This window comes from Lentimonas sp. CC4 (assembly GCF_902728235.1).
In the GTDB taxonomy this organism is placed as follows: Bacteria; Verrucomicrobiota; Verrucomicrobiia; order Opitutales; family Coraliomargaritaceae; genus Lentimonas.
Window position 1 is genome coordinate 878,938 of the sequence record NZ_CACVBO010000001.1, and the last position, 12,729, is coordinate 891,666.

The 12,729-nt window shown below is 53.2% G+C and carries 12 protein-coding genes; 9 read left to right on the forward strand and 3 right to left on the reverse strand.

What is annotated here, in order from left to right; genetic code table 11:
* Positions 1-196 precede the first annotated feature (196 nt).
* From GZZ87_RS03890 to GZZ87_RS19880, 7 genes are all read left to right on the forward strand, one after another.
* Positions 197-1,648: an ATP-binding protein gene (locus GZZ87_RS03890; RefSeq protein ID WP_162027465.1), complete on the forward strand. Its 1,452-nt coding sequence runs from the start codon at positions 197-199 to the stop codon at positions 1,646-1,648.
* 261 nt (positions 1,649-1,909) lie between these two features.
* Positions 1,910-2,632, forward strand: coding sequence for a ComF family protein (locus GZZ87_RS03895; RefSeq protein ID WP_244648057.1), 723 nt, complete (start codon positions 1,910-1,912; stop codon positions 2,630-2,632).
* A 42-nt stretch (positions 2,633-2,674) separates the two neighbouring features.
* Positions 2,675-3,538, forward strand: coding sequence for an acetyl-CoA carboxylase, carboxyltransferase subunit beta (accD, locus tag GZZ87_RS03900; RefSeq protein ID WP_162027466.1), 864 nt, complete (start codon positions 2,675-2,677; stop codon positions 3,536-3,538).
* A gap of 13 nt (positions 3,539-3,551) precedes the next feature.
* Positions 3,552-4,850, forward strand: a complete 1,299-nt coding sequence (locus GZZ87_RS03905; protein WP_162027467.1) for a folylpolyglutamate synthase/dihydrofolate synthase family protein — start codon at positions 3,552-3,554, stop codon at positions 4,848-4,850.
* 333 nt (positions 4,851-5,183) lie between these two features.
* Positions 5,184-6,824 (forward strand): cation:proton antiporter, encoded by a 1,641-nt coding sequence (locus GZZ87_RS03910; RefSeq protein WP_162027468.1) that lies wholly within the window; start codon positions 5,184-5,186, stop codon positions 6,822-6,824.
* Complete coding sequence (locus GZZ87_RS03915; protein ID WP_162027469.1) at positions 6,821-8,395, forward strand: cation:proton antiporter; 1,575 nt, start codon at positions 6,821-6,823, stop codon at positions 8,393-8,395. The genes GZZ87_RS03910 and GZZ87_RS03915 overlap by 4 nt, the downstream gene beginning before the upstream one ends.
* A gap of 82 nt (positions 8,396-8,477) precedes the next feature.
* Positions 8,478-8,609 (forward strand): hypothetical protein, encoded by a 132-nt coding sequence (locus tag GZZ87_RS19880; RefSeq protein WP_280178261.1) that lies wholly within the window; start codon positions 8,478-8,480, stop codon positions 8,607-8,609.
* 265 nt (positions 8,610-8,874) lie between these two features.
* Here the strand turns inward: GZZ87_RS19880 and GZZ87_RS03920 are convergent, their stop codons facing one another.
* Entirely contained in the window at positions 8,875-9,081 is a 207-nt protein-coding gene (locus tag GZZ87_RS03920) for an addiction module protein (RefSeq protein ID WP_162027470.1), read from the reverse strand.
* 117 nt (positions 9,082-9,198) lie between these two features.
* Between GZZ87_RS03920 and GZZ87_RS03925 the strand changes: the two genes are divergently transcribed.
* Both GZZ87_RS03925 and GZZ87_RS03930 read left to right on the forward strand, forming a co-directional pair.
* Positions 9,199-9,435, forward strand: coding sequence for a type II toxin-antitoxin system ParD family antitoxin (locus tag GZZ87_RS03925; protein WP_162027471.1), 237 nt, complete (start codon positions 9,199-9,201; stop codon positions 9,433-9,435).
* Positions 9,428-9,712 (forward strand): type II toxin-antitoxin system RelE/ParE family toxin, encoded by a 285-nt coding sequence (locus GZZ87_RS03930; protein ID WP_162027472.1) that lies wholly within the window; start codon positions 9,428-9,430, stop codon positions 9,710-9,712. Before GZZ87_RS03925 ends, GZZ87_RS03930 begins: the two co-directional genes overlap by 8 nt.
* Before the next feature lie 145 nt (positions 9,713-9,857).
* Here the strand turns inward: GZZ87_RS03930 and carA are convergent, their stop codons facing one another.
* Both carA and GZZ87_RS03940 read right to left on the reverse strand, forming a co-directional pair.
* The gene (carA, locus tag GZZ87_RS03935; protein ID WP_162027473.1) at positions 9,858-11,018 is read right to left on the reverse strand and encodes a glutamine-hydrolyzing carbamoyl-phosphate synthase small subunit; all 1,161 of its coding nucleotides are present in this window, start codon (positions 11,016-11,018) and stop codon (positions 9,858-9,860) included.
* A 107-nt stretch (positions 11,019-11,125) separates the two neighbouring features.
* On the reverse strand, positions 11,126-12,679 hold the full coding sequence (locus GZZ87_RS03940; protein ID WP_162027474.1) for an arylsulfatase: 1,554 nt from the start codon (positions 12,677-12,679) through the stop codon (positions 11,126-11,128).
* Between the last annotated feature and the right edge of the window lie 50 nt (positions 12,680-12,729).

The following is a 12,729-nucleotide window of genomic DNA, read 5'->3' on the forward strand; positions in this document are numbered from 1 at the left end:
CAGGTCAAACCTTGGCAGTGGCCATATGCAATCGCATTGAGGTCGACTACCCCGCCCAGACTCTGCTGGTTGCGCTCCCATCGGTAAATTCATACTGCGCTAAATTTGCTTGCGCAGTAGCTAAGCGCAGGACGAACATATTACGAATGGAACATACGCCTTGCGCATTCGACGTTTGATTCCTCAACTACCCACCATGTCCTTTTCCAATTACAACTCCGCGCTGACACTCGAAGGTCTGCAAACCAAGCCCGAAGGGCAGTATCTGGAGCGGAAGGGGCGCGATACAAAGTCTTCAAAAATTGCCAACGAGTTGATCGGCATGCTCAACGCTGGCGGTGGCACTTTAGTATATGGGATGCATGATTCGGGCGCAGTGGAAGATTTGAATGTGCTCTCACCCCGCGAACTCGACGAGTATCGAAAGTTGGTGCACGACTACATTCACCCTCCGGCAAACATCGAACTGGAAGAACTCTTGCTAACCGATGGCACATTAATCTTCCTCTTTCACGTGGATCATGACTATGAGCGCCTATTTCAGCGCAAAGACAATGAAGCCGTCTACCTGCGTGTGGCGGATAGCAACAAAGGCCCCGAAAAGCGCGCAGAGGTTAAAAAACTGGAATACAATAAGGCGATTCGCTCTTACGAAGACGAAGTGCATGAGGATTTTGATCCCGCTGATTTCGACAACACCGTCTGCGAAGCATATCGCAAAGCAATGCACTACCAAGGCACTTTTGAAGCACTGGCAATAAAGCGAAATTTGGCGACTAAGCGTAATGGGCAGCTTCTCTTTAAAAACGCAGCGATCCTACTGTTTGCCATAGACCCCAGCCAATACATTGCGAATGCCTACGTGCGCTATGTCCGCTACACGGGCACCGAACGGCAAAGTGGGCAGCGGTTTAACGTCGTCAAAGATGAGCGCTTCGAAGACTGCATTCCAAACCTAATTCGCAAGCTAGAAGCATTCATGGAAGCTTCGTTGCGCGACTACTACTATCTCAACATGGAGAATGGACGGTTCGAACGAGTGCCGGAGTCCCCCAAAGACGCATGGATGGAGGGCATCGTGAACGCCCTGTGCCACCGTTCTTATAACCTACAGGGCAATTCGATCTACATTAAACATTTCGATGATCGGCTGGAAATATCCAACAGCGGCCCCCTACCTGCTCAAGTTACAATCGAAAACATCGGCCGCGAACGCTATGCGCGCAATCCGCGGATCACCCGCGTGCTCGCAGACATGGGCTATGTGCGCGAACTGAATGAAGGCGTGCCGCGTATCTTTGACGCCATGCGCGACTCCATGTTAGCAGAACCAGTCTATACTGATATCGAAAGCACAGTCACGTTAACGCTGCGTAATAAAGTAACCGCCCACAAAGAAACGATCTTCAGCGAGACCCTCGAGCGCATAGAAGCCAACTGGGAAGCACTCAACAACAGCCAACAACGGATCATCCAAATACTATTTGAAAAACAGGAGATGGATGTGCCTGCATTCGAGGACGTAATGCCTCTGACTGGGCAGGCAATACGTTATAATCTACGACACCTGATCGAGCTTAAAATGGTGGAGAGGTTGTCCGAAAAAAGACGTGATCCAAATGCCCTCTATCGTTTTTTAAATAAATAAGGATAAAGGAAGACGAAATAAGAATAAAGCACTTAACCATTATCAATCAGACACTTAAGTAACTAAATAGCAAAACAACCAAAAATAAGAATAAAAGCACCGAAAATAAGGATAAACACATAAGTAACTCCCAATAGCAGGACACAGCACGACAAAAACCATTTCCTACCATTAAGAAAAAAAAGCGTCGCACCTGCCTCAGCCCCCCACCTGAAAGGCCTTTCAGAGTCTATTCCTAGATATCTCATCACAACTCGCATAGTGAACCCCTGCCTCAAATCTGCTCTCGATCTCGTATTCCCACGGAGTTGTGTGCATTGTGGCGACGCGATCGAAGAATCGCCCTACGAGTTCCTCTGCGCTCCCTGCGCCCAAGAGATCCTGCCCTGCCTCCCGCCTGCCTGCAAAACCTGTGGCTATCCTTTTTTTGGAGCGGTCGTTGGCCCAAAGGTGTGCCCGCACTGCGTCGACCTCGATCCTGTCTTTGACCATGGTAAGGCGTTGTTTATCGCCAAAACCGCGGGACGCAGCCTCCTACATCATCTCAAATATCAGTCGGGCTTCTATGTATTGAGAGACCTTCAGAAAATAGTCACCACCTCGAGACATTATTATGACTACATTCAAGATGCCACCTTTGTGCCAGTTCCGTTACATCCGACCAAGCTACGAGAGCGCGGATTTAACCAAAGTGAGAGGATTGCTAAGATGCTGGTAGCAGCCACCGAAGGGCGCTCTCAAGTAGAACATCTGCTAATACGACGTGTGTATACACAGAGCCAAACCCGCCTGAATCATGTGGAACGTCACCGAAACGTAAAAAATGCCTTTGCCTTAGCGCCCGATGCGGTTCTAATTCCCGACAAACAATACATCCTCGTCGACGACGTTTTTACCACAGGGTCGACACTCAACGCCTGCGCTCGTGTTCTCCGCGATGCAGGCGTCCTCCACCTGAACGTCGTCACCATTGGACATGGCTAGCGTCTGTTCCCTACATTTTAATTACTAACTTCATCTCACATCATGGCACTCTTCGGAAAACCACAATACTCGACAGTCACCGTAAAAAAGAAGGATATCCCCAAGGATCTTTGGACGAAATGCCCAAAAACTGGTGAAATCATCTATAATAAGGTGCTCAAAGAGAACCTTATGGTCGTGCCATCCAGCGGCTACCACTTCCCGCTCAAAGCACGTGACCGCATCCATTCGATGCTGGACGAAGGCACTTTCGAAGAGATGGACATGGGTGTCAGTTCGCTCGACCCACTTGAGTTCAACGCGACGAGCTCTTACCCTGAAAAGCTGAAAGCCAACCAGAACAAGACCAAGGAGACCGACACCGTCATCTCTGGCGTCGGCATCATGGGTGGCATCAAGGTGAGCATCGCAGTCATGGACTTTCGCTTCATGGCAGCTAGCCTCGGCTCTGCAGCTGGCGAAAAGTTGACCCGCACCATTGAGCGCGGTGTCGATCAAAAGATTCCCGTCATCATCGTCTCTGCTTCGGGTGGTGCACGTATGCAGGAAGGCATCCTCAGCCTCATGCAAATGGCCAAAACCAGCGCGGCACTCGCCCGCTTGAGTGAAGCAAAGATCCCTTATTTCTCGATTTTGACCAACCCGACCATGGCTGGTGTCATGGCAAGTTACGCGTCCCTCGGTGATGTCATCATCGCCGAGCCCGAAGCATTGATTGGTTTTGCAGGCCCTCGCGTGATCAAAGAAACCACACAACAGGATCTTCCTGCCGGTTTCCAAACATCCGAATTCCTAGTCGACCGCGGTCTGATTGACCTGATCATCCCACGTGGCGAAATGCGCGATCGTATGATCAACATGCTCAAGGCGCTCTACCGAGCACCGAAAGCGGCAAAAGCTAGCTAAGCACCTTGGCCATATGTCTGCGCCGGCCGACTATAACGCGACACGCGACTATCTGTATTCCCTTAAACACAAGGGCGCAAAATACGGCATTGATCGTATGCGCCTGTTCGTGGATGCACTCGGGCACCCTGAAGAAGCGTTCCCGGTCATCCACGTCGCCGGCACCAACGGCAAAGGCTCGACCTGCTCGATGCTGGAGTCGATCTACCGCGCCAACGGCTACAAAACGGGGCTCTACTCCTCGCCACACTTAGTGCGCCAAGGTGAGCGCGTGCAGGTCAACCGCGAGATTCTGGACGAGGCCGACATTGTGGCCTACACCAAGCACCTCAAGCCCGTCGCCGAACAGATCGGCGAAGGTGATCCCGACGACCATCCATCGTTCTTCGAATTTATGACGGCCATGGCGTTTTTGCGCTTCGCCGAAGCCAAAGTCGATCTCGCCTTCCTGGAAACCGGACTCGGCGGCCGTCTCGACGCGACCAACGTGGTCGATCCAGAACTCTCGATCATCACATCCGTCAGCCTCGACCACATCGAGCAACTCGGCGATACCATCGAGAAAATCAGTTGGGAGAAGGCCGGTATCATCAAGGCTGGCAAACCTGTGCTGATCGGTAAACTCCCCGACGCAGCCGAATCAGTGGTGCGCAGAGTCGCCCGCGACAAAGGTAGCCCACTCTACTCCGTCTGTGAGCGCTTCCCTGAGTTCGACGCACTCCCCGAAACCAATCTCTCTGGCTCCTGCCAACGTTGGAACGCCGCAACTGCCGTTTACGCGGCCGAAATTCTCAACGAACGCTTCCCGATCGATACCGCACGCACTGCCGAAGCGCTGCAAACCATTCACTGGCCCGGCCGTTGGGAGACGATCCAACTCGCCGACAAGACCCTCATTCTCGACGCCTCGCACAACCCCGAAGGCTCTGAGATGCTGGATGAGAATTTACAGAAGCTGTTCGAGCAGACCAAGCAAAAGCCGATCATCGTCGCGGGCACGCTCGGCGAGTTTCGCGCCCGCAGCCTGATGGCAGTCGTCAGCCGCCACGCCCGCGAGCTACATTTACTCGCACCCGACCAATCCCGCGCCACACCCACGGACGTGCTCGAAACCTGTATCCCCAAAACGAATACAGCACCGATTCACCACCGTGAGCTCGAAGACATTTTCCCTGCTGTCGGCATCTGCACACTCGGTGAGCCTGGCGACACCATCGTCGTGACTGGCTCACTATATTTGATCGGCGAAGTGCTAGAGCACCTCACCTGCGAGACGCCCGTGCAGCAAGGAAAGTTACAGGATACGCCGTAGGCCAGTGAAAGTGATACAGGCATTCCTGCCTGTTACATGTGCATAGTGGCTGACTCCGACGGGACAGACAGGAATGTCTGTGTCACGGCCACGGAAGTGATATAGGCATTCCTGCCTGTTACGTGTGAATAGTGGCTGACTCTGACGGGACAGACAAGAATGTCTGTGTCACGGCCACGGAAGTGATATAGGCATTCCTGCCTGTTACGTGTGAATAGTGGCTGACTCTGACGGGACAGACAAGAATGTCTGTGTCACGGCCCTCAAATTGAATCACTTCAAAATTAGGCTCAGTAATTGCTTGTTACGCCGAACACCTTTTAATCTTCGAATATGGCCGCTCATGACATGCACTTACTCCTCAATCTGGGGTTCATTGTCATTACCGCCGCGACTTTTGCCTTTCTTGGTAAACTGATCCGTATGCCCACCATCGTGGGCTACATTCTCGCCGGCATGGTGCTCGGGCCGGGGCTGCATCTCGTCGAATTGGATCACTCGTTGGAGCTCATTTCCGAACTCGGCATTGCCCTGCTACTCTTTCTCGTTGGCCTAGAGCTTAGCTTTGAAAAGGTCAAAGACCTCGGCCGCGTTGCCCTGATCCTCGGAGGGGCGCAAGTGCTGCTCACCGCGATCGGCGGCACGCTTGTGGCATTTTGCATGGGCTTCAGCCCCATGGCAGCCGTGTTCCTCGGCGGCACGGTTACGTTTAGCAGCACCGTGGTGGTGATCAAGTTGCTCGACCAAAAGGGCGCCATGAGCCGACTCTACGCTCGCATCTCGGTGGCACTCTTTCTAGCGCAAGACATCGTGGTGATCGCGGCGCTGACGATCTTGACGGGCTTCGGCGGCTCCGAACCACTCGCGCCACTGGATCTGTTGATCAATTTTGGTAAAGCCTTCGGCGGCATGGGATTACTACTGATCATCTCGCTGATCGCATCGCGCTACCTACTGCCGAAGCCTTTTGCATGGGCCGCGCGCTCACCCGAAACCGTCTTCATCTGGGCGCTATGCTGGTGCTTCCTGGTCGTAGTGTTGGCGCATAAATTCCATTTATCAGTGGAGATCGGCGCCTTCCTCGCTGGGATTGCCATCGCCCAGTTGCCCATTCACGAAGACTTACACCGACGCCTGCACCCACTGATGGCGTTCTTCATCGCGGTCTTCCTCGTCACGCTGGGAATTAAGATGGAGCTGAGTAGCTTTGGTGCAATCTGGCCTGCGGCGCTGGGGCTCAGCGCGTTTGTCTTACTCATCAAGCCGATCATCGTCTTCAGTATCTTAGCCCGCCTACGGTTTAGCGAATATACCGCCTTTCAAACTGCCATTGCCACTGGGCAAGTGAGCGAGTTCGCCTTCATCCTCCTTGCTCTCGGCGCCACGACTGGGCTGATCGGCCCGGACATCGTCGCGCTCGGCGGCCTCGTTGGTATGATCACCATCGCGCTCTCCTCCTATCTCATCATCCATAGCGAAGCGCTCTACCGAATCATCGCCCGCACGGGTATCCTGAAACGACTGGGAGCCAAACAAGAGCCCGACAAAGAGACGCTTCGCCACCGCAAGGATCACGTGATCGTCGTCGGCATGAACGCCCTAGGCCGCGAGATCGTGAAACAACTCACACTCCGCAGTGAACGCGTTCTCGCGATCGATACCGACCCCAAGAAGCTTGAAGGCCTCGGTGGTGCTGACACCTTGATCGGCAATGTCGAATACCAATCCGTCGTCGAAGAAGTTGGCCTGCGCGAAGCACGGCTCGTCGTCTCCGCATTGCAAATTGAAGACACCAACCACCTGCTCGCCTACCGCTGCCGCTCCGCGGGGGTGCCTAGCGCGATCCACGCCTTCGACATGTCTGTGGTCGAAGACTTACTGGACCTCGATACGACGTATCTAATGATGCCTGCCGCCGACGGCATCATCCAGCAGCGCGACCTAATGGAAGAGGAAGGAGTGTTTCACCGATGAGTGGTATTTGCATCCTTCTTGTCGCTGCTGCGATTGCGTTTGGCTTGGCAAAGCTACTGCGCCTCCCGCCGATTCCGTTGCTGATGCTGATCGGCGCCGTGCTGCATGAGCTGGCGAACTTCTGGGATATCAAAGTGCCGGAGGACTTGCTCAGCGAAATGATGGAGCTCGGGCTGGCGATGCTGGTCTTTACCGCAGGCGTCGACCTGAGCCCGCGTCGGATGCTTGGCCGCACGCGTGCGATCATCACGGTGGCGTCTGTGCAGTTCTTCATTCTCGGGCTGGCGGGCGTAATCACAGCCTTCGCGCTCGGCTACGATGTAACCACCGCTCTTTATCTGGGCTGCGCACTATCAGCCAGTTCGACGCTCGTGGTGGTGCGTCATTTACAACGTCGCCGTCAAATGTTTGAGCCCTTCGGCCGCCTCGTGCTCGGGGTGCTGCTGGTGCAAGATCTCTTCATTATCCTCATCATGGTGGCACTGCTCAAATCGCCCGAAGGCGGAGTTGAGAGCTTCTTTGCCGTCACCCGCGCGGTCGGCCTCGGTTGCGTCGCAATTGGGATACACCGCTGGTTCGTGCCGTGGATCACACGTCGCCTCAAGCTCGATGACGAAGAGTTGATGCTCGGTGCGCTCGGCATTCTGTTCGTGTTCTCGGGACTCGCCTACGTGCTCAAGCTCCCTTTCCTCGTCGGCGCATTCTTTGCTGGGTTCTCGATTTCCGCGTTCCCGATGAACGGACTCGTGCGCGGCATGCTCGGCTCGCTCTCCAGTTTCTTCCTCGCGCTATTTTTCATCGCAGTTGGTGCATCGCTGACCATGCCACAAGGTGATATGCTCTGGCACAGCCTGGTGTTCATTATTGTATTGATCATCGTCACCGTCGGGCTCGTCTCAGTGATCGGCGAAGCGGTCGGCTACTCCACCCGCGCCTCCATCGAGGCTGGCATTCTACTCTCCCAAACCAGCGAATTCTCACTCCTGCTCGCACTGGCTGGCATGTCGTCGGGGCAAATCAGTGCTGAGCTGTTCTCAATGATCACCTTGATCACAGTGAGCACCATGACGCTGACGCCGCTGATCTCACGCGATAAAATAGCCTGGTCGCTGATGAAACTGCACCCGCGCTATCGACGCGGCGAGCTGGACAGCGCGAATTTACGCGGGCACGCCGTGCTACTCGGCTACGGACGAGCCGGACGTCAAACCCTGCAACTCTTTAAAGAGCACGACATCCCTGTGATCGTGATCGACGACGATGCTGCAGTCATCCGCAAGCTCATCGCCCTCGATGTGCGTTGTATCCAAGGCGACGGCGCGAACCCTCGTATTCTGAAACAAGCCAACTGCCGCCAAGCTAAAGCGGTGGTCTGCTCGATGCGTCGCACACGCGACGCAAAAATCGCCCTCGATTACTTGAGAAACCACTCCACCAAGGTCTTCATCCGCACCTTTGAGCCGGATGAAACTGAATTCGTCAAAAAAGCCGGCGGCTATCCAATCGAAACCGCCCGCGCGTCGGCACATACCATGATCGAGTGGTTAGATGTGAATTTGAAGGAAGGTTGATGGGTTGAGAACATCAGCACTTTAATCGTTCATCCTAAAAAGATGAGTTGAAACGACGAATCACGCAGATCAACGCGAATAAATGACAGAAGATGCATATCCACAATCCATAAAACTCACCGAAGAGAAGCAATCTCTTCGCCACTTCGGCTACCTCTCAGATTGCTTTTTCTTCATCCTAGATTCGGCAGTTGGCATGGGCTCTGATTCTTAAACCGCTAATGGACGTTAATTAACGTCAATCCAGCCCACTGCCAAAATGGCGAATGAGCTAACACTCCATTCATAGTTAGAGACGTCACTCAAGTATTTAAGCAGTATGCATTTAGAACCTCTGATTAACGTTTATTAACGGTTAAACTCATCTTTTTAGGTTCATGCATCGTGCTGGATAAACGTTCAATCAGCGTCAATAAGCGGTTAAAAAAAATGCGTTGGATTGGTTCTTCTTTTGTCCCTGAAAATGACCTCCGACAGTTTCATCGTCGTAGCCGCTTCTTCAATTCATCGAGGCTCAGCCATTTTGCATCTCCCGACGCGATTGTCTGCCTTCGCTCCTCAAGAACAGCTCCATGCCAGCCTTGAGAGCTGGGCGCATTCTTCTCATCCTGACACATGGCATCCCAAAACGACTCCATAGCCTGCAGACGCTCCATGCGACTCATCTTACTCACATCAGGATTCATACGTCAGTAGCTAACGAAAGTGCCTCGCGCGACAAGAAGTTAACGATGTGAATTTGTTAACTTAAGCAGGAATATAACAATCTTTGACATCCCGATACATATCATTAGCGTTCCCGTATGAATGTTTCACTCACCCCCAAGTTGGATCAATTCGTCGCCGACCAAGTCAAACAGGGGCGCTATCGCTCATCGAGCGAGGTCGTGCGCGAAGGCCTACGCCTTCTAGAAGCGAATGAGGCGAAACTACAAAACTTACAGCAACAAGTCGAAGAAGGCCGCCAGTCCGGATACAATAATGGCAAACCCGCCATGCAACGCCTCCGCGAAACACTGAAGAATAAGCACGGTGTCTGATTACGCACTCAGCCGACAAGCCGAGACAGACATCGAAGCCATACTCGATTACATCGCTCAAGACGACCCCGTCTCGGCAGTCGCCTTCTACGAGTCTCTGGATAGGCTCTTCCGGCGCTTGGCCGATTTCCCCAAGATCGGACGCGAGCGAAATGAGATCAGTATTGGCCTACGCTCGATACCAACCGGCCGCTATGTCATCTATTTCGAGCAAGAAAACCCAGTGCAAATCGTCCGAGTGCTGCATTCTGCCCTCGAACTCGACGATGCATGGTAGCTACTGGTAAGACCCCGAAACAGAGTTTCGAGGCTACGATCATTGGAGATCGAACCTGCCGAAATGGACAAGAGTGTCCATACTCCACAAAAAAGCGGCGAGGCACACTGGCCTCACCGCTTTAGAAAAATACTACTGCAAGCGCTTACTTCGCGTTCGCTGCAACCAGCTTGTAGAAATCTACAAACAGGGCATCGGCATCGTTCGGGCCAGGTGCGGCTTCGGGGTGATACTGCACGGAGAAGACGGGCTTGTCCTTGAGGCGTAGGCCTTCGACGGTTTCGTCGTTCAAGTTGATTTCAGTCACAATCGCGCCTGCGGCTTCCAACTCTTCGCGAGTGGAGGCGAAACCGTGATTCTGCGCAGTGATCGACACCTTGCCAGTTTCGAGGTTCTTGACTGGCTGATTACCACCGCGGTGGCCGAATTTCAGCTTAAAGGTCTTTGCACCGATCGCGTGCGTGATGATCTGGTGGCCGAGGCAAATACCGAATGTTGGGTAAAGCTCGATCAACTCCTTCACGGTCGCGTGCGCGTAATCGACTGCACTTGGATCACCAGGGCCATTTGAAAGGAAGACGCCGTCTGGGCTGATCGCTTTGATCTCTTCTGCAGTCGCTGTCGCAGGAAAGACGTGCACATCAAAACCGTGGTGCTGCAATTTACGATAGATCGAGAACTTACCACCAAAGTCCAATGCAGCCACTTTGTAGCGCTTGGTTGGAGCCGCATCACTGAGCAACTGAGTGCCCACAACCGTGAACGGAGTGGATTGCTTACGCTCAGGATCCCACTCATAGGCTTCCTTAGCAGTCACTTCCTTAACGAAGTCGACACCGACGAGACCGCCGAAGTCCTTGGCACGTTGCACCGCTTCTTCGTCTGTAATGTCCTCAGTGCTGATGCAGGCCTTGAGCGCACCAGACACGCGGAGCTTCTTAGTGATCGCACGAGTATCGACACCTTCGATGCCGGGAATACCAGCTTCTGCCAAGTAGTCTTGGATTGAAGTATTGCTGCGCCAGTTACTCGCAACTGGGCTGACTTCGCGAACGATAAAGCCTTTGACCTTCGGACCATCGGACTCAACGTCGTCTGGGCAAATGCCATAGTTGCCGATCTGCACCGCAGTCATTGTGACGATTTGAGAGAAATAAGAAGGGTCGGTCAGGATCTCCTGATAGCCCGTCATACTAGTGTTAAAGCAGGCTTCGCCTACATTAGTCGCTACGGCACCAAAGGCGCGGCCACGGAAAATAGTTCCGTCTTCAAATGCGATGATTCCAGTTTGTGTCGTTTTAGCCATGTTAGCGGAGGAGCAAAAAGAGAATTCGCCAGCATGCAAGCCTTGGCGCACAAAAAAGCCGCGCTCATTGCTGAGCGCGGCTGAAAAATCGAAAGAGTCGAATCAGTCTAGTTACCGACAGGCGCATTCAGCATCTGCTCCATCACTTGATCGAGCGAGAAAGTCGCCGCCTTCATGCGTGGTGGATACTCCTTGAAAGTCTGTAAGAACTCGCCGACATACGTCTGAGCGGGCACCAAGAGATACGCTCGGTCGAGCAACCAATCGTAGTAGGTGTTTGATGTAATAGGCGCACGCTCATAAGGATCGCGACGAACATTTAGGATCAATGGAATGCGTAGTGGCACGAATGGCTCCATCCATGCGCGGAAACCAGCTTCAGTCTTCTGCTCCATGAAGATCAACTTCCATTGCTCATAGCGCAACGCAGTCAAATCGCCATCATCCGAAAAGTAGAAAATCTCACTGCGAGGGCTTGGCACGCCTTGAGGATCCTTCAGGTGATCCATCAAGTTATAACCATCAAGGTGGATCTTATAGTCACGCCCTAGCGCGCTTGATGTATAGCCATCCAGCAAGTCTTCCTTGAGATCGGCATCACCTGCAGCTGCGACGAATGTCGGCAACCAGTCCATGTGATGCACCACGCCATTACTGACAGAACCGGGCTCCACGACTCCAGGCCAGCGAACCAAGCAGGGCACGCGCCAGCCGCCCTCCCAGTTGGTGTTCTTCTCACCGCGGAATGGTGTCGCAGCGGCATCGGGCCACGTGTTGTAGTGCGGACCATTATCAGTCGAGTAGTGAATAATCGTATTATCAGCGATACCCAGCTCGTCGATCACTGCGAGAAACTCACCAATGTGCATGTCATGCTCGATCATGCCGCAAGTATATACATCAGCCAGAGGGTTCTTCGCCTTGATCGCTGCTAGCTTCTCTTCGCTCACGTGTGTGCGAAAGTGCATGCGTGTGCCACTCCACCAGACAAACCATGGCTTGTCGGCTGCTTCTTGACGACGAATGAAGTCAATTGCACGAGCAACCGTGTCATCATCCACTGTTTCCATGCGCTTCTTAGTCAACGGACCGGTATCTTCGATCTTACCGTCTGCGAAGGAATGAATCACACCGCGTGGGCCGAACTTCTTACGAAACTCTGGATCTTTCGGATAATCTTCATTTTCCGGCTCTTCCTCGGCGTTGAGGTGGTAAAGGTTACCATAAAATTCATCAAAACCGTGATTGGTTGGTAGGTGCTCGTCGCGGTCACCGAGGTGATTCTTACCGAACTGCCCCGTGGCATAGCCGTGATCCTTCAGCAGCACCGCAATCGTTGGGTCGAGTTCGTTGATCCCTTGAGCCGCGCCCGGTAGGCCGACTTTAGAGAGACCCGTGCGAAACACACTCTGCCCCAAAATAAATGAGGAACGGCCCGCGGTGCAGGACTGCTCACCATAGTAATCGGTAAATAGAATACCTTCGTCAGCGATACGGTCGATATTCGGCGTATGGTAGCCCATCATGCCGCGAGTGTATGCGCTGATGTTAGATTGGCCGACATCGTCGCCCCAGATGACCAAAATATTTGGCTTATCGGCTGCTTGGGCGAAGCTCATCGAAGCTAGGCCCACCGCCAGTGTGAACAGTGTTTTTTTCATAGTTATAGTGAGGGTTTTTCTCAAACGCACAGAAGCAGAACGAATCGTAT

Coding starts and splice junctions, on each gene's coding strand:
- GZZ87_RS03890 (WP_162027465.1), top strand. CDS start 197: ATGTCCTTTTCCAATTACAACTCCGCGCTGACACTCGAAGGTCTGCAA.
- accD (WP_162027466.1), top strand. CDS start 2,675: ATGGCACTCTTCGGAAAACCACAATACTCGACAGTCACCGTAAAAAAG.
- GZZ87_RS03905 (WP_162027467.1), top strand. CDS start 3,552: ATGTCTGCGCCGGCCGACTATAACGCGACACGCGACTATCTGTATTCC.
- GZZ87_RS03910 (WP_162027468.1), top strand. CDS start 5,184: ATGGCCGCTCATGACATGCACTTACTCCTCAATCTGGGGTTCATTGTC.
- GZZ87_RS03915 (WP_162027469.1), top strand. CDS start 6,821: ATGAGTGGTATTTGCATCCTTCTTGTCGCTGCTGCGATTGCGTTTGGC.
- GZZ87_RS19880 (WP_280178261.1), top strand. CDS start 8,478: ATGACAGAAGATGCATATCCACAATCCATAAAACTCACCGAAGAGAAG.
- GZZ87_RS03920 (WP_162027470.1), bottom strand. CDS start 9,081: ATGAATCCTGATGTGAGTAAGATGAGTCGCATGGAGCGTCTGCAGGCT.
- GZZ87_RS03925 (WP_162027471.1), top strand. CDS start 9,199: ATGAATGTTTCACTCACCCCCAAGTTGGATCAATTCGTCGCCGACCAA.
- carA (WP_162027473.1), bottom strand. CDS start 11,018: ATGGCTAAAACGACACAAACTGGAATCATCGCATTTGAAGACGGAACT.
- GZZ87_RS03940 (WP_162027474.1), bottom strand. CDS start 12,679: ATGAAAAAAACACTGTTCACACTGGCGGTGGGCCTAGCTTCGATGAGC.